Origin of the sequence: Geofilum rubicundum JCM 15548, assembly GCF_000974365.1 — a bacterium.
Classification (GTDB): domain Bacteria; phylum Bacteroidota; class Bacteroidia; order Bacteroidales; family Marinilabiliaceae; genus Geofilum; species Geofilum rubicundum.
On the sequence record NZ_BAZW01000008.1, the window covers coordinates 110131 to 131938 of the forward strand.

The following is a 21808-nucleotide window of genomic DNA, read 5'->3' on the forward strand; positions in this document are numbered from 1 at the left end:
AACGGGGTTTATTTACCAATGAGGCGGTTCAGTTTTCCTGAAATGAGCCCCTCTTCATCAATTTCGGCTTGGCTAAAGCCGAATTTTTTAAATTGGGCGGTGATGTCCATCCAGTTTTCCCGCAGTTGCTGAATCTGGAAGGCCGGCACCTCCACACGGGCGGTGTCCCCAAAATAGCGCACCCTGGCATCCACAAATCCCAGGGAGGCCAGAAGTTCCTCCGCTTTTTCGATTAAGGCCAATTTGTCCATCGTAATCAATTCTCCGTAGGGGAAGCGACTACTCAGACAGGGACTGGCTGGCTTGTCCCAGACTTTTAATCCTGCCTCCCGCGCCATGTTTCGAATATCCTCCTTGGTCATGCCGCACTCGGCCAGGGGACTAAAGGCCTGATACTTATCGGCCGCCTTGAGTCCGGGCCGATAATCGCCCCAGTCGCTTTTGTTGTTTCCGTTGACCATAATAAAATCAGGGTATTGGCTTTCCCTGTAATCTCCCATTACGGTATATAGGGAACTCTTACACCAGAAGCAGCGGTCTTCGGGATTGGTTCGGTAGTTGGGATCGTTGAGTTCATTGGGATGAACCACATCATACTGTATATCGTTTTCATCACAGAAGGCCAGCGCCAATTGGAAATCCCGGCGTTTGAGACTCGGGGAGTCGCCGATGATGGCAATGGCTTTCTCTTTCGGCAAAGCCTGTCGCGCCGCCCAGGCCACCAGGCAGGAATCCACCCCTCCCGAAAGCGCAGTTAAAACGCCATTGTAGGACTTAAACCAATTGATTAATGCACTATATTGATCGGACATCTTTTTTGTTTTTATGAACTGCTAAATTAATAAATCCTAATGAGTAATTAATGACTTATTTGGTGCTTGACGTGTATGCAGCTCTTCACCAGTTAATTGAACAGATGTTAATGATTTGTCAATGGTCTGTACTTTTTATACTTTCGCAGCACATTTAATATGCATCCTATTTCAGTTCATTATGGAGTGTCGCGAGAATTGTGCTGCCTGCTGCATTGTTATTTCTATTTCTTCCCCCATTCCCGGAATGCCCAATGGCAAACCCGCCGGGGTGGCCTGTGTGCATCTGACCCAAGATTTGAAATGTGGCCTGTTTAATTCGGCAGACCGACCTGCGGTTTGTGGAGGATTTAAGGCCGAACGTTTGATATGCGGGGACCGAACGGAAGAGGCATTTTCCATTCTTTCAGAATTGGAAAATGGTTAATTATTATATGGGAATCCTTACTTTTTTTTATATTTGCTCAAAGGGATGCCTTTATCGTTCGTCAGCCTGGTCTGGTGGACGATTAAGAATTTGCTGGTCAAACATACATCTATTAATAGAATTTAATATACCACAACCATGGAAGATGAAGTAAAGATAGTTCTAGAGGACACTGTTGAGAAAATGGACAAAGCCATTGAGCACCTGGATAAGGAGATGTCCAAAGTCCGGGCCGGCAAAGCCAATCCCAAAATGCTGGATGGCATTTTGGTCGATTATTACGGAACCATGACCCCTTTGGCCCAGGTGGCCAATATCAACACCCCTGACCCGCGCACCATTGCCATTCAACCATGGGAAAAGAATTTGATTACCGCCATTGAAAAAGCCATTATGGCCGCCAATCTTGGTATGAATCCGGATAACAATGGTGATTTGGTGCGGATAAATGTGCCACCCTTGACCGAGGAGCGCCGTAAGGATTTGGTTAAAATGGTGAAAAAATTATCTGAAGAGTCCCGCATCGGTGTTCGAAATGCGCGTCGTGATGCCATAGATGAGTTCAAAAAGCTCAAAAAGGATGGCCTGCCGGAAGATATGGAAAAAGATGCGGCAGACCAGGCACAAAAATTGACCGATCAATATATGAGAAAGATTGATGACTTGCTCGAAAAAAAGGAAAAGGATATCATGACGGTATAATTGGTCGATGGTCCCATTTTTTTATTGTTGATAAAATCAACCAAAAACAAAGAACCCCCGGTCTGGCCGGGGGTTCTTTGTTTTATTGCAGGAAGGGGCTTATTCCCTATTATTTAACAGATTAGTAATAATGTTCGTTTTTATCTGATAAGAAACTTCTCTATCTTTAGGTTCAAATTTTCGATGTAGTCTTGAGTTCTCTCAAAAAACCGTTAATATGAAGCATTTTACACCTCTTTTTCGTCTGGTTTTATGGACTTTTTTAAGTGCCGGTTTTGGGTGGTCGGTGACCGCGCAGCAGACCATTGCCTATTGGAATTTTAATGGTCCGGATTTTTCCGGCAACTGGCCACAGCCGATAGCTGCGACTTTAGGTGAGGCCAGTATCAGCTATACTTTTAGTCAGACCGCCAGTTTTGCAGGCACCGGTATCAATGGTTTGGAGAATGAAACCAATGGCGGCAGTTTTTGTCCCCAGGGCGGTACCGATAACGAGAACAATGGTCGTTGGTTGCAGCTCTCGTTGCCTACCCTGACTGTTTCTGAGATGACCCTGACTTATGCCACCAGAAAAACCAGTACCGGTTTTTCCACCCATGACATACAATACACGGTGGATGGCAGCAACTGGGTCAGTTATCAGGTCAATGACCTTTCGGGCTACGAAAATAACTGGGTGTCCTCCCAGGTGGAGACGGTCATTTTTACGGGCATTGAGGAGATGACCAACAATGAAGATTTTGCCATTCGAATTGTGGTGGATGGCGCTACCAGCAATAATGGTAATACACGCATTGACAATCTGTTGCTGCAAACCTCAGAGGGGGTTATGCAGACAGAGGCCCGCTTGCAAAGCTTTCATATTGGTGACACAGATGTGCTGAGCCTAGCCCATATTGAGGTGGAAGATGTAAGTGCCGATGCCGGCGCCTTCTACCAGGTGGAAGATTTTTCCTTATTGTCAGGCATCTCCTTGAGCACCGTCAGTCATACGGCCACCATGGAAGTGTTTGTCAACTCCGTCCTTTTAGAACCATCGGCATATGCCGACCAGGTCTGGGATGCGGAGGATGTAATTGTGGTGACCGTGACGGCTGAAGACCCCCAATACGTGAGACATTATAAAGTTACCTTACTTCAATTGACTTTTCCCGAAGGTTTTAGCATTTCGGGCGAATTGTACGATTTTAAAGAAGTGGTGGTGGGCAACACCTCTGATGTGCAGTTTTTCTACCTGTCGGCAGGCGGATTGACCGAGGACTTGGTTCTGACCGTTCCCGATGGTTTTGGCATTTCGGTGGATTGTCGGCAAGCCTATTCCGGGTCGCTGACCATCCCTCATGCCGATGGGGATTTTATCGACAAAAGGGTGTTTGTGAATTTTGTGCCGACAGAGGTGAAAGACTACAGTGGCAGTCTGGTCATCCAATCCGGACAGGATGAAGGTGGACTGTTGTTGTCGGGCTCAGGTATCAGCAGCAATATCCCTGACGGCTATTACAGTGCTGCCACCGGCGAAAAAAAGGAATTAATGACCCGGCTTCATCAGATCATCAATAGCCATGATGTCATTTACTATTCGCAGATATGGACGGTGATAGGTGCAGCCGACCGGAAGTTTAATGATAAAATATGGGACATGTATTCCAGCTTGCCTTGCGCTGAACCGCCGTATGAATTTGAATACAGTGTGGATCAGGATAAGGGCATTGATACGAATACAGAGGGGATTTATTACAACAGGGAACATTCATGGCCTTCCAGTTGGTGGGGCGGAAGCGATACAGATACCATGTACACCGATGTGCACCACATTTTCCCAAGCGATAAGGTCGTTAATTCGCAAAGAGGAAACTTTCCCTTTGGCGAAGTAGGGGATGTTCAATGGCTTTCGCTCAATGGCAGTTTGCTTGGTGTCAATAGCTTTGGTTCGGAATACACCGGTGCCGTTTTTGAACCCATTGATGCTTACAAAGGGGACTTTGCCAGGGCCTGGTTTTACTTTGTCACCCGCTATCAGCATCGGTTGTTGGGTTGGTCGGACGATTATATGGTCAACCTTGTTTTAAATGGCAACGATTGGCCCGTCTTCAAACCATGGTTATTGGAAATGTTGTTGGAATGGCATCGCCATGATCCGGTAAGCCAAAAGGAGATCATCCGTAACGATGCCATAGCACTTTATCAGGGAAACCGGAATCCTTATATCGATCACCCGGAATTGGTTGATCAGGTATTCTCAATAGAAACCTCTGATCCCTTGTTTCAAATTGGAGATGTCCAGGCGTTTCCCAATCCTTTTGATCAGGTGATTCGCCTGTCGGATCTTCCGGATGCTTACTCAGGTTTGAAAGTCTGTGACGGGATGGGCCGAGAGGTGTACGCTACCAATGGCAGGGTAACAGATATTAATACATCCAATTGGTTGCCAGGCGTATATTTTGTGGTCATCTATGATAATGGCCGACCGTCCACCACCATTAAAATGATCAAATAACAAAGGGAGCCAAAAGTTCGGGTATGTTTTAATCCATAGAATCTGGGCCAACTTTGCCAAAGCAGGGCTTATCTTTATGGCCATTATATTTGCCCTATACGTCCTGATAGCCATTATTTTTGGGGCTACAATGCTTGCTGGTTTGAATATGTAAGTCATCCACTTTAAGAAAAAGGAGGATAGCCGGTTTTGCCGGCTATCTTTTTTTTATCTGGTTCTGAGCTACTCAATAAGGAAGGATTTTAGGCATATTCAAACAATTGCACTATTTTTGTACCGGAAATTTATTTTATTATCGAAGATACATAACATGGCAACAACTGCAGATTTTAGAAATGGGATGTGTATTGAGTATAACGGGCAACTGGTGACCATTGTCCAGTTTCAGCATGTAAAGCCCGGTAAGGTCCGGCTTTTGTGCGAACCAAGCTTAAAAATATCTCTACCGGTCGGATATTGGAAAACACTTTCTCCTCCGGTGTTAAAGTAACGGAAGCGCGTGTTGAGCACCGTCCGCATCAATTCCTTTATAAGGATGATATGGGGTATCACTTCATGAACAGCGAAACCTTTGAGCAAATGAGTATACAGGAGCAATTGGTGGAGTCGCCCGATCTGATGCGGGAAGGTCAGGAGGTTGATTTGGTTTACCACGTAGATTCAGAAACCCCATTGATGGTCAATCTGCCCCAGTTTGTGGTGTTTGAAATAACCTATACCGAACCAGGGGTGCGGGGAGATACTTCTTCTACCAATTCTTTAAAATCAGCTACCATAGATACAGGCGCTACCATTATGGTTCCATTGTTTATTGAACAGGGTGAGCGCATTAAAGTGGATACCAAGGAGCGTAGCTATGTAGAGCGTGCCAAAGAGTAAGACTTGGAGCCTTTTAGCCATCAAATATTGTTTAAGGGTCTGTAGATTATCACAAGAGATGAATCAACAGGCCCTTTATGTTTGAAAAAATTAAAAAATATTGATTTATCTTAAAGTGTTTTATTTGACTTCTGTTCTTTTTTTGTAAATTTAGAGAACTGCTATGAATGGGAAAATATGACAGATGATTACACAAACCAGAAAGAGAAGGATTAAGCTCTACAAGGACAGATTGAATATTCTTCTGGACCTTGCGCAAACCATCAACGAGGACCATAGTATCGATGACTTATTGTCGGAGTTTGAAATTCTGTTGCGCGAAGAGTTAGATGTGGGTAAGGTGCTGGTTTATACCTGTTCGGAAGGTGTTTGGCGCAATTTGCTCAATTCAGGTGTTACCTCTGAGGAAGTGGCAGGAATTGATGTGGCGCGTGATTTGTTAAAGTACCAGGGCATCGAAAATATCACGCTTTCTCCGCCAGACAATCTAAAAGGATTCGATGCTATTATTCCGCTCTTTCACCGGTTCAAGGCCATTGGTTATGTGCTGATAGGTGATGTGGATGAAGATTTTCAGGGCATCAGCCCCACCATTAAACACATGAAACTGATTCAGATTATCTCTAATCTGATCATTGTTTTTGTTGAAAATAAGCGCATGCACAATGCGCTACTGGAGCAAGAGGCCATGAAGAAAGAGCTGGAATTGGCTTCTCGTATTCAAAACCAGTTGATTCCGGGACGCGAAGATTTGCCACAGCATAAAAATATTTCTATTCATACGATTTATCAGCCTCACCTGGGTGTTGGGGGGATTACTACGATTTTATTAAGCTTTCCAGGAATACCATTGGGTTTTGTGTGGCTGATGTCTCCGGCAAGGGGATTTCAGCGGCTTTGCTCATGTCCAATTTCCAGGCGGTTATCCGTTCGGTGTTTTCCCCTCGGATAAGTCTCAGAAAGTTGGTTCATCAGTTAAACCGCAGGGTCAATGAAAGTGCCAATAGTGAGAAATTTATTACCATGTTTATTGGTAAGTACAATGTTCTAACCCGCCGGTTGACCTATGTTAATGCAGGGCACTTGCCTCCTTTGCTTTTTGAACCCAGAAAAGGTCATATGCTCTCTTTAGATAAGGGATGTATTGGCTTAGGCATGCTGGATGTAATTCCTGTTATTGAAGTGGGAAAAGTGTTTGTTTCCAAGGACTCTAAGTTTTTGGCCTTCACCGACGGGTTGGTGGAACTGGAGCGGGGTAATAAAATTACTTCAGGATTGATGTCGGTTGAGAAAATCATCTCCAATCAAAAAAACATGGATCAGAATATTGTTGAAATCAGGTCCTTTATTTCCAAGCATGTGGATATGCAATCGATTTTCGATGATATCTCTGTCATTGGAATGGAGTTTTAACGAGGTAATTAATCTGGCTGCCGGACTGTTTCTTCCAATTTCCCCGGCACAAATCTCTGGATGATTTCTATAAGCGTATTATAATTAACCGGTTTTGAAATGTATTCATCACAACCGGCTTCTATGGCCTGGGCTCTTTCGCCCTGCATGGCATAAGCTGTTTGTGCAATAACCGGAATCTTTGGTAATATTTTCTTGATGGCCCGTGTGGCCGTATAGCCATCCATTAGCGGCATTTTGATATCCATCAATACCAGGTCGATTTGCTTAATCTTTTTGATGACTTCAACCGCTTCCCGGCCATCTCTGGCCCATATCAAACTGGCGTTGAATAAGGATAAGGCTACTTCAAGATATCTAAAGTTGTCCTCTTCATCTTCCGCAATCAGGAAGGTGCGGCCTTCCCAGTTGACCTTTGCTGTAGGCCAAAGCTTCATTTTTTCATTGGCAGGAGAAACTATTTTTTGGAAAGGAATGGTGAAACAGAAGGTGGTACCCACATTGGTTCTGGGTTCTACCCAAATGTCACCACCCATATACCTGACCAAATGTCGGGCAATGGTGAGACCAATACCTGTTCCTCCATATAGCTTGTCATCATTGTTGCTGCATTTAAAAAAGCGGTTGAAAATTAATTCTTCGGTGCCTTCGGGTAGCCCTATGCCGGTGTCTTTGACGTAAAACAACATTTCTTGCTCGTTGTTGAGCGAGTAACCGAATTCCACATAACCTTTATCGGTAAATTTGATGGCATTACTGACCAGGTTACTCAATACTTTTTTCAAACGTTCGGCGTCGGTTAAAATTTGCAGCTTTTCATCGGAGAGTCCTTCTTTGAGGTAAATTTTCACGGAAGAGGATCCTTTTCTGTACAGTTCTTCTTCGTAGGTGCTTTTTACTTCTGTCAGTATTTGATGGATTTGACACGGTGCATTGCGCACTTCAAACTGGCCGCTTTCCATTTTTGAAATGTCGATGATGTCTTCCACCAAGGACATGAGGTTGTTGGCATTGTGTCGAATAAGATCGACAAACTCGCCTTTTTCTGATTCGTTAATGCTTTTGTGCGACAAAAGGTTGGAGAACCCCAGAATAGCATTCATGGGCGTTCTTATTTCGTGCGACATGTTTGAGAGGAAGGCCGTTTTTAGCTTGTCTGACTCCTCCGCTTTCTGTCTGGCCAGCACCAAATCCTCTTGCTCTTTGCGCAAGATGCGTTGATAACGTCGTTCTTTCTTGATGCTAAACATCATTCCATTCAAGAGCGAGGTTAAGGGCGCAAGGGTAACCGTGTTCAGCACCATGAAGCTGATGGACAGGTTAACGTAGGTATGCAATGAAACATCGGGAGGATCGGCGTGCACCACAGAGCCTGAAAACCAGTAGAAACCCACCGCCGTTAGGGTTATGGCATGAAAAAGTGTATACCATAGTCCTGTAGCTGCTCCTGACATGGTGACTGCCATAATAGAACAGGCAAACAGAAAGAGCATGCCAATATTGGTATGGGGGCCCATGAACAACAGAAAGGACCCGGTTAGGTAGAGTATAAATAAAACCCAGCCTACTTTAAACCGAAGTGGGATGCGTGGAACGCTTAAAGCAAAAAGGGACGTGACAAAAATAATGGTCGAGAAAGCAAGGAATTCATGTTGTTCTGACAGCAGAAAAAATAAGCCGTAATACAGGTAGAGCGCGACGCCAAAGAAAATAACAGCCAGCGAAAAATAATGAAATATTCTCTCCCGCCAATACTGAATGCCTTCTCCCGGTAAGGAAGACGGTCCCAGATGTCTGTTTAAAAAAGCTCTAAACTTTCTGAATAACAGGCTTTCAGATATTTTACCCATAATTACCTTGTCCTTGCAGATATGGCCTTGCTTGATTTTTTTTGCATAATCCAACTCTAAAGATATATATTTCAGCTATTCAAGATTTCCAAAACCTGATAAATATTGAAAAACTTATCAACAGCACACCCTGGGAGCTGTTTTTTACAACTGTCTACATCATGCAGTCGCTGTGCGTTTTTTAAGCGCTGATGACTCAATCTGGCAGTGATAGGGAGGTTTACGGGATACATAAAAATGAAAATAGTAAATAAAATCTTTATAAATTACAACCTTGGTAGTATTTATGCGTCTTAATGATAAAGTTATATAAATGATATCCCGATGAAAAGTTCATGTATTAAATCTGGGTTCATGCCCTTATTATTGGTTTTAATCACGTTGGGGGGTTGTGAGAAAGAGGACTTTACACTTCCGGTTGAGTTTACATTGAATTTTGGGCTGCTTAACGAGCCGGTTTTGGGAGGTGCGGTTGTTATTGATGAGGTGGCCATCGAATTAAGTGAGATAAGTATACAGGGTTACCGGGAACAAGGTAGTGATGTGTTTTTGTCAAGGAGCTTTGAACAAGGTAAAAGCTTTACAGTCAGCTCTTCTTCGTCAGCTTCTGCTGAAGTTCTGGACATTCCGCAGGGGGTGTATAACCCGATCTCCTTTTCATTTACTTTCAAACCCGATGAAGCGGAAGACGATTTAATGGAGGACATTCAGGATTGGCTGGAAGATCAGGCAGAAGGGGATGATTTGGAAGATTTGCAGGAGGATTTGGGCGATGTCATTCAGGATTACCTGGAAGATACCAGGCCTTGCCTGATGGTTAAGGGAAAGCTGAATCATAATGGGCAGATCAAACATATTGTTGTCGTGGTCAACGACCCCTTAACCATGCAGATTCATGGCAAGAGAAAAAATGGAAGCTCAGAGATCAGCCTTGATAAAAACATTGTCAATGAAGGAAGTCTGCAGTTCAATCCCTCCTATTGGTTTTCCGTCATCACAGCACCAATTCTGGATGAAGCATTTGTTGGTAGGATGGACGGAGAGGCGTATATTTTATTAAGCAAACATATAAATAGTCCCATTTATAATGCTGTCTTTAATCGAATTGAGGAGTCTACCGTATTGATAATTAATGAATAGACGGTCGCGCCATGGTGGGTAAATCGAGAGAGGAGGATTTGGAAATACTGAGAGGGTGCCTTGACAATGACAGAAAGGCGCAGAAACTGCTCTATCAAAAACATTTTAAAGTAATGTTTCAGATTTGCCTTTCCTATACGGGTGACAGAGACGAGGCGAAGGATATTTTGCAGGAAGCTTTTATCAAAGTGTTTACCCATCTTGAAAAGTTTAATTCAAAAAACTCTTTGGAAGGGTGGATAAGACGCATTGTTACCAATACGGCCATCGATTTCTTTAGAAAGCAGAAAAGACTCGTTTTCTTAGATGATTTCCCGGATGAACCGGACGATGAAGAAAGGGGGAGTTTTACTTTTCAGCACCTTACAAATGACGTGATACTCCATTACATCAAAAAGCTGCCAGAAGGTGCCAGGGTTGTTTTTAATCTATTTGCCGTCGAAGGACTGGCCCATAAAGAAATTGCAAAAATACTGAGTATTACAGAAGGAACTTCCAAATCGCAATACAAAAGGGCGCGCCATCTGTTAAAGAAATGGCTGAACGATTATGAATTGAGCAAGCAATGACAAAAAGCAAGTTTGACATAGCATACAATAAGTGGCTTCAGCAAGTTGACGTTGATGAGGGCGACAGCTTATGGAACGCATTGGAGGATGAGTTGGACTTTATGGAGACCTGGGATCATATCTCTGCCAAATTGGATGAGACAAAACCTCAGAAGGGCAGGTTGCTACCCATGAGATTCCTGAAAAGGATGGCGGCAGTCGCTGCCATTTTGCTGCTTCTCTTTTTTCCGGTCAGATACTTATTAAAACAGCCGGAGCAACCTAACATGGCAAAAGAGCAGGGTCAGGAGGTTTCGGAAAAGAAGATGGGTACATCACAAGAGGTCGGTCCTGTTGCATCAAAGCTGGGTGAAGCCGACGCTGAGGAAGGGTTGGAAGGCTTGGAAGTGGCACAAGTGACCATAGCCGGAATCCCTGTAGAAGCTGATGCTCTCAGCATTGATGCCTATAGTGAGGTGCCCTCACCCCGGCTCTCTGCTGATTTCATCCTAAAATCGGAAGACGGCGCCATTGAGGATAGCGTTATTCGTTTGGAGCGTTTAGCTTTAGAAGGTTTGCAAAGCCCATCTTTTAATGTCAAAAGGCTTTTGATCAGCCAGGATGATATGATCCTGCCCCATCTGACAGAAACAGATTATTCTTATTTTACATCGTCTGAAAAATCTCCCGAATTGTCAGTTTCCTCTTCCTCTTTGAGAATTGTTGATGCGGGCTTAGTGTATGGATATAAAAATACCTGGTTATTAAACTATGAGACCAGAAATGGTTTAAACCCAAGCAAATTGGGGAGCGTTCAGCCAACGTTCAGACAAGATATGGGTATTGCATCGACCTTTGAATTATTTAGGCGTCATCTGGTTGGTCTGGAGTTTTTTTGGAAGGCAGAATCTGGTCAGGACTATCAGCAATACGTCAATGCCCGTTTTGTGGATAAAAACATTCAACTGGATTACCTAAAGCTGCAAACCTTTTATTGTTATGAAAACAAGATGCTTCCCGGACAAATCCTTCTGGGCGGGTATGCTGCAAGGCTCACAATGGCCGAAGAGCAAATCGCGGAAAGTTCTTTTGGGGTTAATGACCGTTATAATGACTTTGATTATGGATTGCTGGCCGGGTATCAGGTGCATGTTCCCATCGCCAAAAGGATTGTATTTAAACCAAGTATTCGATTTAATTATAATCTGGTTAATATGTTTGAAGGGGATGAGATGATTCCCGGTAATTTAAAGGATACCCGAAACCTGGCGGCGAGCTTTAATTTTTCCTTATCTTATAAGTTCGACCTGTAGGGTAATTATTTTTTTTAAAATAATGAGTACACGCTTACCACCTTTCAAAATGTTCCCGTCTTATTAGTAGAAGCAAATGAATATTTTCTAACGTAAAACTAATAGAGATGAAAGCACTCAATGTATTTAAAGCCGTGATAGTGTTAGCTATAACGGTATTTCTGATTTCTTGTGAAAAAGAGGATGATAACCTTAAGAATCAAACAGCCATTAAATTTGAAGCCAACAGTCAAGCCCTTAAATCGGCTCAATTAAAAAGTGCCAGTGCGGCCGAAGTGGCGATTGAAAGCTTTAAAATCAACATTGAAGAAATTGAAATAGAGTTTAACGACGATGACCCTATGTTTTTGTCAGATTCTGTTGCTACCGATTATGAATTGGAAGGTCCCTTTGAGGTGGATCTTATGATGGATGGCAGCGCGCTTGAAACAACCGTTGTCAATAACGTCGAATTGCCATCAGCCGCCTACGATGAGATTGAGTTTGAATTCAGAGAGAGTGAAAACGCCATTTCCATGATGTATGGAAAATCCATATTGGTTGAGGGTACCATTGATGGCACGCCCTTTATCTTCTGGTCAGATGAAGAAATGGAGGTTGAAATTGAATTTGAAGAGCTCGTTGATCTGGATGAAGCCAGCAGGGCCGTATTAACGGTATCGTTTGATATAGCCTCCCTGTTTAATCCTGCTATGGGCGGCATAGATATTTCATCTGCCATGGATGCCAATGAAAATGGCATTATTGAAATATATCCTGAAAGCCCCGATGGAAACAGTGATTTGGCTGAAATGGTATGGGAAAAGCTCGAGGTCATCATTGAAGCCTTCGAAGACAAGTATGATGATTAGAGTTGGTTGAATTTCAATGAAGTAGTATAATAAAAGGCCTGACAATAAAAATTGTCAGGCCTTTTAAGTACCCAGAGCCGGGATCGAACCGGCACAGGGGTGAACCTACTGGTGTTTGAGACCAGCGCGTCTACCAATTCCGCCATCTGGGCAAACCTCTTTAAGATTTTTGCGTGGCAAAGATATGGTTTTGCCCCTTTTATTCCAAACAAAAATGCACTTTAGAAAGGGATTAATTTCATTATTTTTGCAACGGCTTAATAATCTGGCATGATACATAAATCAAGAGGAATTGTTTTAACCCATACGCGCTATGGTGAAACCAGCGCCATTGTGCATATCTATACCACTGTGTTTGGCATGCAGAGTTATATGGTGAATGGTGCCTATGGAAAAAAGAAGAAGGGGAATATTGTTTTGATGCAACCATTGAGTCTTCTTGATCTGGAAGTGTACCATCATGAAAACAGGGACATACATCGCATTAAGGAGTTTCGTCTGGGTAGGGTGTTGTCGCATATCCCCTATTCACAAACCCGGCGTGCACAGGCTTTTTTGCTGACAGAAATATTAAGTCGTGTGCTCAGGGGAGAAGGCATCAATCCCCCATTGTTTCATTTTATAGAAGAGTCCATTGGCATTCTGGACTCTGATCAGGCCGGATTGGAAAACTTTCACATTTGGTTCTTGTTTCAACTCACGCGGTTTTTGGGTTTTCAACCCCACGATAATTACAGTGAAGAAATGGCCTGGTTTGATTTGACAGAGGGCTGCTTTGTGAGTGGCGAACCAGCACATCCCCATTATTTGTCTTCCGAATTGAGTCTTCGCATGCACCGTATGGCCCATCTCGAGAGAAAGGATTTACCGGCCATAGCCGGTAATGTGAATGAGCGGCGACAACTGCTGGAAGCTTTGGTCTTGTTTTACGAGCTTCATCAACCTGGTGTGGGTAAGATTCGATCCCTCAGTGTCTTGAGAGATCTCTTTCAATAGCGCCTCTTTTTGGCAGGGCAAATGACGCCTTTTTTCCTGCAATTTGAAGAAAGCGTTGGAATATTTGACCAGTGACCCCTAATGGTGGTGTCATCTGAGTATTGCACAGGATAAAGGATGGTGATATTACGTGCAATTGTCCAAAAATGGCGGTAAATTTGTTTAAGGTAGCACACATCAAATACCTTAATCATGATTTATTCAAAACTTTTTTCCATAGATTTGGGCCTCGTGGCCACCTTAAGTGAAAATGCCCGATTAGCAGGAGCCATTGATTTAGCGGGTAATTACTTGTCGGACGATCTTCCATCTACTATTGCCTCTGATTTAAAAAATTTGCCCGATGATGTATTTAACCGGATAGTTTCCACTTACGGTCTGATTGAGTTACGCCAGGAAATTTCGCATAAGATGCGTTCCCAATATGACCGGGCCTACTGCCCCGAAACCGAAATCACCATTACCAATGGTGCCAATCAAGCCTTATTTGCGGCCATGACCGCCTTTTTGGGCGAAGGGGATGAGGTGATTCTTTTTGAACCGGCTGCCGAGAATTACTTGCCCATTATCATGTTGAGTGGTGCCCGCCCTGTTTATGTGTCGCTTAAAGGGCCTGATTTTCATATTGATTGGGAAGAAGTAACGCGCATGGTCACCGCTAACACCAAAATGATCATTATCAATACACCACACAACCCTACCGGCATGGTTTTGTCGGAGCTCGACATGTTGCGCTTGCAAAAGGTAATCAATGGTACCCGGATTTTGGTGTTGAGTGATGAGTGTTTAGAACATCTGATATACGATGGGGCCTCGCACCAGAGTGTGGCCTTGTATCCCAAATTGGCTGAGTGCAGCATCATTGTCAACTCCATGGCCCAAAGTTGTCGGGTTGCCTGGCCCGTGGGTTACTGTGCTGCGCCTGCCGAACTGATGAAACAGATTAGGTCCATTTTGCATGTAACCGATGGGGGACATTTTGCACCCCTGCAAATGTTGCTGGCGCAGTGCCTGGGTCAAAAAGACATCTACCGGGCTTGTCTCAGCACTATTGCCAGAAGCGCGACCGCTTTAATGAAATGATGACCGAGCGCACCCGTTTTGTCCCTGTTCCAACCAGCGGTACTTGCTACCAGTTGTACAGTTATGCCAAAATATCTGATGAGCGGGATAAAGATTTTGCCAAACGATTGTTTGATGATTATGGAGTGGCTACCGTTCCTTTCAGCACCTTCTTTCACGAAAAGCAAAAGCGGACCTTCCTTCGTTTTAATTTTTGTCGCCCCGATGATCTGGTGGATAGGGCAGTAGAGGCATTGAGCCGCCTTTGATACTTTCCGTATCAAAATTTGAAATCTTACGAAATTTACCCTATTTTTACACATCCCAAACAGCAGGTGAACTGCCCCGTATGGCCTCATAGTTCAAGGGATAGAACGGAAGTTTCCTAAACTTCAGATTCAGGTTCGAGTCCTGGTGAGGCTACAAAAAAAAGAGCTGCCCTTTGGGACAGCTCTTTTTTTTGAAATGACCTGAAGGTCTTAGTCTTTGATTTTGGCCGTTAAATACTCGCGGTTGAGGCGAGAGATGTTGGCCAGTGAAATGCCTTTGGGGCATTCTACTTCGCAGGCACCTGTGTTGGTACAGTTACCAAAGCCGAGCTCATCCATGCGGGCCACCATGTTTTTGGCACGGCGGGCAGCTTCTACTTTACCTTGTGGTAACAGGGATAACTGGCTCACTTTGGCAGAGACAAACAGCATGGCCGAGCCGTTTTTACAGGCGGCCACACAGGCACCACAACCAATACAGGATGCTGCATCCATGGCCTCATCACCTGCATCTTTGGAAATAGGCAGGGCATTGGCATCGGGCACACCACCGGTGTTGACCGATACGTAACCACCTGCTGCAATGATTTTGTCAAAGGCTGTGCGGTCCACGATCAGGTCTTTGATGACCGGGAAGCCGGCTGAACGCCATGGCTCAATGGTAATGGTTTCGCCATCCTTGAACTTACGCATGTGCAACTGGCAGGTGGTAATGTCATCATCGGGTCCGTGGGGGCGACCGTTGATGTACATGGAGCACATGCCGCAAATACCTTCGCGACAATCGTGATCGAAAGCGATCGGCTCTTTGCCTTCGTTGACCAACTGCTCGTTCAGGATGTCCATCATCTCAAGGAACGAGCTGTCTGTTGAAATATTATCCAGTTTGAAGGTTTCAAAGCGCCCTTTGTCGCGGGCGTCTTGTTGTCTCCATACTTTAAGTTTGATATTTATATTGTTTTCCATGATTAAACTCCATTAAATAAGTTGAATTGGCTGACCATTACTTGTAATTACGCTGAACCAGGGGAACCTCTATGAAATCGAGCTTCTCTTCATGTTTCACAGGCTCCTTGTCAGTTCCCTGATATTCCCAGCATGACACGTAAGCGTATTGCTCATCGTGGCGCAAAGCTTCTCCTTCAGGTGTCTGGTGTTCTTCACGGAAGTGACCGCCGCACGACTCTTCACGGGCCAGTGCATCCAGGGCCATTAGTTCGCCAATTTCAATAAAGTCGGCCACCCGGTTGGCTTTTTCAAGTTCAACGTTCATACCATCATTGGAACCGGGGATGCGGACATTGCTCCAGAATTCTTTTTTGATGGCACGAATTTTTTCAATGGCATTTTCCAGGCCTTCCTTGTTGCGGCCCATACCTACGAAATCCCACATGACCAATCCAAGCTCCTTGTGGAGACTGTCCACCGAGCGCTGTCCGTTAATGGAAAGCAGTTGATTCAGGCGGTCTTGTGATTCCTTTTCGGCTTCAATGAATTCTTTTTCTTCGCCCGTCATGCGAGGCGTGGCGATGTCATCTGCCAGATAGTTCTGTATGGTGTAGGGCAGCACAAAATAGCCATCGGCCAATCCCTGCATCAAAGCAGAGGCGCCCAAACGATTGGCTCCGTGGTCAGAGAAGTTGGCCTCTCCGGCACAGAACAATCCGGGAACGGAGGTTTGCAATTCGTAATCGACCCAGATGCCGCCCATGGTGTAGTGAATGGCCGGATAGATCATCATGGGGGTGTCGTATGGATTGTCGTCCACGATTTTCTCATACATCTGGAAAAGGTTGCCGTAACGGGCACGGATGGTATCCTCTCCCAAACGCTCAATGGACTCTTTAAAATCGAGGTAAACAGCCAGACCGGTGTTACCCACGCCATAACCCGCATCGCAACGCTCTTTGGCGGCCCGTGAGGCGACGTCACGAGGCACCAGGTTACCAAAGGCAGGATATCTGCGCTCGAGGTAATAATCGCGGTCGGCTTCTGCAATTTGGGTCGGCTTTAGTTTGCCGGCACGAATGGCTTCGGCATCTTCTTTTTTCTTGGGCACCCAGATACGTCCATCGTTACGCAGGGACTCTGACATCAAAGTCAGCTTGCTCTGAAACTCGCCATGTACCGGGATACAGGTGGGGTGAATTTGTGCAAAACAAGGGTTGGCAAACATGGCCCCTTTTTTATAGGCTTGCAAGGCGGCTGAGCCGTTGGAACCCATGGCGTTGGTCGACAGGAAAAAAGTATTGCCATAACCACCGGTGGCCAATACAACGGCGTGACCAAAGTGGCGCTGGGTTTTGCCGGTGATTAAATCACGGGTAATAATTCCGCGTGCCTTGCCATCTACCATAACGATGTTAACCAGCTCGTTGCGGGTGTATAAGGTCACGGTTTTTTTCTCCACCTGACGCATCAGAGCCTGGTAGGCACCCAGTAGCAATTGCTGACCGGTCTGTCCCTTGGCATAGAAGGTACGACTCACCTGTGCACCACCAAACGAGCGGTTGTCGAGCAAGCCCCCATATTCACGGGCAAAGGGTACGCCTTGAGCCACGCACTGATCGATGATGGAATTACTGACCTCCGCCAAACGGTAAACGTTGGCCTCACGGGCACGGTAGTCACCACCTTTAACGGTATCATAAAACAAGCGGTAGACCGAGTCACCATCGTTGGGGTAGTTCTTGGCCGCATTGATACCACCCTGAGCGGCAATGGAGTGGGCCCTGCGAGGCGAATCCTGGATGGTGAAGGCTTTGACGTTGAAGCCCATTTCTCCAAATGAAGCAGCGGCCGAAGCACCTGCCAGACCGGTTCCAACTACAATAATGTCCAGTTTTCTTTTATTTGAAGGGTTCACCAATTTTTGGTGAGCTTTATAGTTTGTCCACTTTTGGGCCATGGGGCCTTGTGGAATCTTTGCATCTATTTTTACCATAATCTCCGGTGATTAAAAAATTAACCTTGATAGAAAAAGTATTGTAACAGCGCGATGAGTGAAAAGCCAAGTCCCACTATCCAGGCATAGTATTGCCCTACTGTATTGAGGCGTGTGCGCCATAGTTCGTTGCTGAAACCAATGGACTGCAAGGAGGACCAGAAACCGTGAGACAGGTGAAGTGCCAGACCTATTCCGGCTACCACATACACAATCATGATCCAGAGATAGCTAAAGGTGGCATTAACCAGGCGGTAGGCATTTTCTACTTCTGTGTCAACACCGGCTATGCTCACGATCGTGTGATCGAGCAAGGGGTCTCCGGTGACTTTCATTTTTACCCAAAAGTGTGCCATGTGCAATACCAGAAAAGCCAAAATGGTGAGACCCAAAACCAACATGTTTTTAGAGGCCCAGGTCACGCCGGTGGTCTTGTTGCCGGAGGCATACCTGCTGTTACCACGTGCTTTGCGGTTTTGAATGGTTAGTACGATGCCCCATACGATGTGAACCAGAAATCCGACTCCCAATAGGGGCTCCATAATTCTAATGGCCGGATTGGTGGCCATGAAATGGGCAGCTGCGTTGAAGGTGTCACCACCATCAGGCACCAGCAAAAGCGAATTCACCGCCAGGTGAACCAGCAAAAACATCATCAGGAAAAGTCCTGACAATCCCATCAGCAACTTCTTCCCGATGGAAGAACTCAGTAAACTGCTCATAAAGATTCTGTTTAAATTTATTATGTCTATTGTTTAATTGTTTTGTGTCTTTCGCATTTGTTCCCTTTGCCAATGATGGCTCGTTTTAGTTTCAAAGGCCTGTTGGTAAACGAATGGCATTATTTTAATTGGTCGTCATTCGGTTATGGCATGATTGCAACATACACGAGCCGTTTGGCGCTGCAAATGTACTCGCTTAGCGCACTATTTAAAAATAATATAAAGAAAAAGTTCTTTATTTATATCAGGTCTAATTTGATGGCGGAATCGCTGAAACACATATTGGATTGAGTTAACATATTTTGGGATTAAGAGGTGGTTTTGTGACACAAATCACAAAAAGGATAAAAAAGTCCGGTTTAAAAGTAAGGTTTTTTAGGGATTGGTCAAAGGATAAAAAAATGTTTTGCAACAGAAAAAATGGACCCTTACCAAACGATGTAGGACAAGCCTAAAGTCCATAAGGTATTGTACTGTCCGTAATTGTTCCAGGCGGTTTCTCCACTGGCATGGGGACGAATGGGGGTGATGGAGTTGGAATAGCCCACCTGGAAGTAGAGGGCATCACGGATGGGGAAAGAAAATCCCAATAGTAAATTGAGTTCGGCAGGCTTGTATGTGTTTGGCTCCGAAAGCAGAACGTAGCCATCTTCCGTCTCCTTGTGCCGGGTCAGAATGGAAACAGACAGGCCGCCGTGCAGCAGGAGTCGGGACAAGTAATTGTTGTTGGTGAAGCGCGCCATATTCTGCACATACAGTATGGGCATTTCGACGTATTGCAGGGCAAAGCGATAGTCGTAGTAATCGTTGTGCTTGTTGGGTACCGAACGGCTGCCTTTTTGGATGTACATAACCTCCCCTTGTAAATGGGCGTAAGGGCCAACGGGCAGAAAAGAAAACGCGGAGGCATAAAAACCCAGTTTGTTGGGACCTGCCAAATGGTCGCCCGATACCTCTGAGGCCACCATGCCCCCTTTGAATCCTCCGCCAAAATTTTGTCCGCTAAGTGGGGAGGCAAATAAACAGATAAGGACAATGCTAAAAAAGCCGGAAATGTGTCGCATGTTTTTTCTGTGAAGATTTACAGCACTAAAGTAAGCTTTTTCGGCTTAATACGATATTTTTTCGAGTCGGGATAACTCTCTGATCCAGGCATCCTGAAAGCGGTCGTTGCTTTTGAGGCTCTTTAAATACGACTCGGCGGCTGACGGGTCGTCAAAGTAGCCGATGACATAGCGAAGATAACCGTCTTTTCCTTTGTAGGTTTTTATATCGGTGGTGTCGAGACCAGCTAAATACTGCTTGTTGGCTTGCTGACGTTTTTTGAGGGCCAGGATTTGAATGGTATAGGGCTTAGCCAGGGATGTCGATGTCTGTGTGGCAGGTTGAGTAGGCGTAGTATCCCTGGTGGTTGAAGCGGGTATCCGGGCGTCAAAGGCTGTCCGTTTTTCCTCTGTGTGGGTCGCCCGATGGTTGTCAGGGGATGGTTGCGCTTCAAGCGGTTCTTCAACGGCCGCCAAAAGGGTTTCCGGTTCTTCAAATTGTCGGGGAATCAAGGGCGAGAACATCTTGACATCTTCCACCATTAATATTTTATTTTTATGGTTGAGGGCCACTTCCCGGGAAATGTGCAGGGTGTCGATATCTCTGACGACCTCAGGCGTAGCCTCCTGTATTCTATAACTTTCCTCGGCATCTAAAACCAGCAAGTATCTACCGGTATGCGGGTTGGCACGGAATTCCCCTACTTTGTGGTTGTCCGATTCGCGCCAAACCAATATTCTTAAATGCTCCAGAGGAAGGTTGTCGGGGTTTTCCATGGCCCCTTCAATAACAGTTAGAGCACCACCGGGCGCCTCTTCAAAGGTTACATGGTAAATGCTGGAGTGTCCGTGACTATCTGAATACCGGAAGGTGGTTAAATAGGCCTCACTTTTATCCAGAGTGGGCAGAAAAAAGAGGTCGTCGTCGGGACTGTTGACCGGATAGCCCATGTTGACAGCAGCGGCCCAATGTCCATCAGCCATTTTCTGACTGTACAAAACGTCGAATCCTCCCATGGAGAAGGGGCCGTCAGAGTTAAAGTAAAGGGTTTTGCCATCGGGATGCATCATGGGCGTTTCTTCATCATAGGGCGTATTGATCGCGGGGCCAAGGTTGTGGGGTTCTCCCCATTGACCATATTTGTCTTTTTCTATTTCATAGATATCCAAACCACCATAACCTCCCGGGCGGTTACTGGTGAAATATAGGGTGCTCATGTCGGGCGACAGGCTGGCGTGTGTCTCGTCAAATTCAGAATTGATGGGGGCAGGGAGCTTTTCGGGATCCTGCCATTCGCCATTTACGCGTTGACTGACAAATAAATTCCGGGTAATGCGACCCTCATCTTTATATAAAAACAACAGGTTGCCATCGGCTGAAAGGGACAAAATGGAGAGGTGTTCGTTGCGTTTAATGAGTTCATCCACCGCCACCGGGGTTTGCCAGCCGTCTCCCTGGTTTTTGGATTGGAAGATGTTTTCAAAATATTGATTATCGGGCAGCTTACGGTCTTTGCCCAGGGGCCTGCGCGAGGTGAAGTACATTTCTTGTCCGGTAATGTTAACGAGCGGACTGTGATCGTCAAATTCAGAATTGACGGCCGGTCCCACATCTGTGATTTTTAGCTTGATGGGATTGTCGAGCAGGATGATGGCGTTGGCGGTCTGCTGGAGTTCAAGATCCACTTCTTCTTTTATATCTTCAAGTTGAACCGAATCCTTTATGTTGTTGAGCACAGCAAGTGCCTTACGTGGCTGGAGCATAAGATTGTAGGTCCTGGCTTTTACCTGATGCAGGTAAATACCAAAGGGATCATAAATATCTTCAGGGGGTATAAGTGACAGCACCCGGTCGAACAGCGTTATAGCGGAATCCAATTGCTGATTCGATTCCATGTAGGTAACGCCCAACTGGGTTAAGGCATCTATGTGATCGGGCGTTTCGCTGATTATTTGCTGGAAGTAGTCAATGGCTGTGGTATAGTCGCCTTGGTCGGCGGCCGTAATGCCTTTACGAAAGGTATTGTGGTGCTTGTCACGCAGAACAACCTGGCCCTGGATGCTGACCATCTGACCCGCCATTATTGCGATAATCAAAATAAGTTTGAATAATATATTTATGTGCATAATTGGCTAAAGCTTGTCATACCCTTTAAACAGAGTTGATATACAAAATGTTACGAAAAATTCGACGCTTTATTTAAATTTTATTTTGAGCGTAGTGTTAGATTACTGAAAGCCAAAGGTATAACAAATTTTTGTAATTATTAAAATAGGCGGGAAAGCCGCTGAATATATGCTAAAGGCGGTCGATACTAAAACGGGATCAAAAATTATTTG

Annotated in this window: 18 protein-coding genes, 2 tRNA genes and 2 pseudogenes; 14 read left to right on the plus strand and 8 right to left on the minus strand. The window is 45.1% G+C overall.

Translation table 11 applies throughout. The annotated features are described in order from the left end of the window. Positions 1-8: 8 nt before the first annotated feature. Positions 9-812, minus strand: coding sequence for an ATP-dependent sacrificial sulfur transferase LarE (gene larE / locus JCM15548_RS06575; protein ID WP_062123654.1), 804 nt, complete (start codon positions 810-812; stop codon positions 9-11). Positions 813-993: 181 nt separating this feature from the next. On the opposite strand from larE, the gene JCM15548_RS06580 reads away from it, so the two are divergent. The 7 genes and pseudogenes from JCM15548_RS06580 to JCM15548_RS23225 all read left to right on the plus strand — a co-directional run bounded on the left by JCM15548_RS06580 (position 994) and on the right by JCM15548_RS23225 (position 6730). Next, positions 994-1239: a YkgJ family cysteine cluster protein gene (locus JCM15548_RS06580; RefSeq protein WP_062123656.1), complete on the plus strand. Its 246-nt coding sequence runs from the start codon at positions 994-996 to the stop codon at positions 1237-1239. 138 nt (positions 1240-1377) lie between these two features. Continuing rightward, positions 1378-1941, plus strand: coding sequence for a ribosome recycling factor (gene frr / locus JCM15548_RS06585; RefSeq protein ID WP_062123658.1), 564 nt, complete (start codon positions 1378-1380; stop codon positions 1939-1941). A gap of 217 nt (positions 1942-2158) precedes the next feature. Then, complete coding sequence (locus tag JCM15548_RS06590) at positions 2159-4438, plus strand: endonuclease (protein WP_062123660.1); 2280 nt, start codon at positions 2159-2161, stop codon at positions 4436-4438. Between the two features lie 340 nt (positions 4439-4778). Next, positions 4779-4867: pseudogene (locus JCM15548_RS25950) on the plus strand (elongation factor P); the annotation flags it as partial. Then, positions 4856-5317 (plus strand): elongation factor P, encoded by a 462-nt coding sequence (locus tag JCM15548_RS06595; RefSeq protein ID WP_262486917.1) that lies wholly within the window; start codon positions 4856-4858, stop codon positions 5315-5317. The pseudogene JCM15548_RS25950 and the gene JCM15548_RS06595, both read left to right, overlap by 12 nt. 184 nt (positions 5318-5501) lie before the next feature. After that, positions 5502-6269, plus strand: coding sequence for a hypothetical protein (locus JCM15548_RS23220; protein ID WP_227625534.1), 768 nt, complete (start codon positions 5502-5504; stop codon positions 6267-6269). Beyond that, a complete protein-coding gene (locus JCM15548_RS23225) occupies positions 6221-6730 on the plus strand; it encodes a PP2C family protein-serine/threonine phosphatase (RefSeq protein ID WP_262486918.1) in 510 nt (169 codons plus the stop codon). Before JCM15548_RS23220 ends, JCM15548_RS23225 begins: the two co-directional genes overlap by 49 nt. 8 nt (positions 6731-6738) lie before the next feature. On the opposite strand, the gene JCM15548_RS06605 is transcribed toward JCM15548_RS23225, so the two are convergent. After that, a complete protein-coding gene (locus JCM15548_RS06605) occupies positions 6739-8634 on the minus strand; it encodes an ATP-binding protein (RefSeq protein ID WP_062123662.1) in 1896 nt (631 codons plus the stop codon). Between the two features lie 300 nt (positions 8635-8934). Here JCM15548_RS06605 and JCM15548_RS06610 point away from each other — a divergent pair, with 300 nt between their 5' ends. The 4 genes from JCM15548_RS06610 to JCM15548_RS06625 all read left to right on the plus strand — a co-directional run bounded on the left by JCM15548_RS06610 (position 8935) and on the right by JCM15548_RS06625 (position 12432). Further along, positions 8935-9720 carry a hypothetical protein gene (locus tag JCM15548_RS06610; protein WP_062123664.1) on the plus strand — a complete coding sequence of 262 codons (786 nt, stop codon included), beginning with the start codon at positions 8935-8937 and terminating at the stop codon, positions 9718-9720. Positions 9721-9731: 11 nt separating this feature from the next. Continuing rightward, complete coding sequence (locus tag JCM15548_RS06615; RefSeq protein WP_062123666.1) at positions 9732-10289, plus strand: RNA polymerase sigma factor; 558 nt, start codon at positions 9732-9734, stop codon at positions 10287-10289. Further along, complete coding sequence (locus tag JCM15548_RS06620; RefSeq protein WP_062123668.1) at positions 10286-11581, plus strand: hypothetical protein; 1296 nt, start codon at positions 10286-10288, stop codon at positions 11579-11581. Before JCM15548_RS06615 ends, JCM15548_RS06620 begins: the two co-directional genes overlap by 4 nt. 107 nt (positions 11582-11688) lie before the next feature. Next, on the plus strand, positions 11689-12432 hold the full coding sequence (locus JCM15548_RS06625; protein WP_062123670.1) for a DUF4382 domain-containing protein: 744 nt from the start codon (positions 11689-11691) through the stop codon (positions 12430-12432). A 68-nt stretch (positions 12433-12500) separates the two neighbouring features. Here JCM15548_RS06625 and JCM15548_RS06630 read toward each other — a convergent pair. Beyond that, positions 12501-12584 (minus strand) — tRNA-Leu (locus tag JCM15548_RS06630). Between the two features lie 118 nt (positions 12585-12702). Between JCM15548_RS06630 and recO the strand changes: the two genes are divergently transcribed. The 3 genes and pseudogenes from recO (at position 12703) to JCM15548_RS06655 (ending at position 14913) form a co-directional block, all read left to right on the plus strand. Continuing rightward, positions 12703-13428: a DNA repair protein RecO gene (gene recO, locus JCM15548_RS06635; protein WP_062123671.1), complete on the plus strand. Its 726-nt coding sequence runs from the start codon at positions 12703-12705 to the stop codon at positions 13426-13428. Positions 13429-13620: 192 nt separating this feature from the next. Beyond that, positions 13621-14759 (plus strand): annotated as a pseudogene (locus JCM15548_RS06645) (aminotransferase class I/II-fold pyridoxal phosphate-dependent enzyme). A gap of 82 nt (positions 14760-14841) precedes the next feature. Next, positions 14842-14913: transfer RNA gene (locus JCM15548_RS06655), tRNA-Arg, on the plus strand. A gap of 56 nt (positions 14914-14969) precedes the next feature. Here JCM15548_RS06655 and JCM15548_RS06660 read toward each other — a convergent pair. From JCM15548_RS06660 to JCM15548_RS06680, 5 genes are all read right to left on the minus strand, one after another. Further along, entirely contained in the window at positions 14970-15725 is a 756-nt protein-coding gene (locus JCM15548_RS06660; RefSeq protein WP_062123681.1) for a succinate dehydrogenase/fumarate reductase iron-sulfur subunit, read from the minus strand. Positions 15726-15762: 37 nt separating this feature from the next. After that, a complete protein-coding gene (locus JCM15548_RS06665) occupies positions 15763-17703 on the minus strand; it encodes a fumarate reductase/succinate dehydrogenase flavoprotein subunit (protein WP_062123683.1) in 1941 nt (646 codons plus the stop codon). A gap of 20 nt (positions 17704-17723) precedes the next feature. Continuing rightward, positions 17724-18425: a succinate dehydrogenase cytochrome b subunit gene (locus JCM15548_RS06670; protein WP_062123685.1), complete on the minus strand. Its 702-nt coding sequence runs from the start codon at positions 18423-18425 to the stop codon at positions 17724-17726. 428 nt (positions 18426-18853) lie between these two features. After that, on the minus strand, positions 18854-19489 hold the full coding sequence (locus JCM15548_RS06675) for an outer membrane beta-barrel protein (RefSeq protein WP_062123687.1): 636 nt from the start codon (positions 19487-19489) through the stop codon (positions 18854-18856). 45 nt (positions 19490-19534) lie between these two features. Then, positions 19535-21565 (minus strand): tetratricopeptide repeat protein, encoded by a 2031-nt coding sequence (locus tag JCM15548_RS06680; protein WP_162198185.1) that lies wholly within the window; start codon positions 21563-21565, stop codon positions 19535-19537. Positions 21566-21808: the final 243 nt, after the last annotated feature.

Coding starts and splice junctions, on each gene's coding strand:
- JCM15548_RS06670 (WP_062123685.1), bottom strand. CDS start 18,425: ATGAGCAGTTTACTGAGTTCTTCCATCGGGAAGAAGTTGCTGATGGGA.
- JCM15548_RS06620 (WP_062123668.1), top strand. CDS start 10,286: ATGACAAAAAGCAAGTTTGACATAGCATACAATAAGTGGCTTCAGCAA.
- JCM15548_RS06625 (WP_062123670.1), top strand. CDS start 11,689: ATGAAAGCACTCAATGTATTTAAAGCCGTGATAGTGTTAGCTATAACG.
- JCM15548_RS23225 (WP_262486918.1), top strand. CDS start 6,221: ATGTCCAATTTCCAGGCGGTTATCCGTTCGGTGTTTTCCCCTCGGATA.
- frr (WP_062123658.1), top strand. CDS start 1,378: ATGGAAGATGAAGTAAAGATAGTTCTAGAGGACACTGTTGAGAAAATG.
- JCM15548_RS23220 (WP_227625534.1), top strand. CDS start 5,502: ATGATTACACAAACCAGAAAGAGAAGGATTAAGCTCTACAAGGACAGA.
- JCM15548_RS06675 (WP_062123687.1), bottom strand. CDS start 19,489: ATGCGACACATTTCCGGCTTTTTTAGCATTGTCCTTATCTGTTTATTT.
- JCM15548_RS06610 (WP_062123664.1), top strand. CDS start 8,935: ATGCCCTTATTATTGGTTTTAATCACGTTGGGGGGTTGTGAGAAAGAG.
- larE (WP_062123654.1), bottom strand. CDS start 812: ATGTCCGATCAATATAGTGCATTAATCAATTGGTTTAAGTCCTACAAT.
- JCM15548_RS06580 (WP_062123656.1), top strand. CDS start 994: ATGGAGTGTCGCGAGAATTGTGCTGCCTGCTGCATTGTTATTTCTATT.
- JCM15548_RS06660 (WP_062123681.1), bottom strand. CDS start 15,725: ATGGAAAACAATATAAATATCAAACTTAAAGTATGGAGACAACAAGAC.
- recO (WP_062123671.1), top strand. CDS start 12,703: ATGATACATAAATCAAGAGGAATTGTTTTAACCCATACGCGCTATGGT.
- JCM15548_RS06665 (WP_062123683.1), bottom strand. CDS start 17,703: ATGGTAAAAATAGATGCAAAGATTCCACAAGGCCCCATGGCCCAAAAG.
- JCM15548_RS06590 (WP_062123660.1), top strand. CDS start 2,159: ATGAAGCATTTTACACCTCTTTTTCGTCTGGTTTTATGGACTTTTTTA.
- JCM15548_RS06615 (WP_062123666.1), top strand. CDS start 9,732: ATGGTGGGTAAATCGAGAGAGGAGGATTTGGAAATACTGAGAGGGTGC.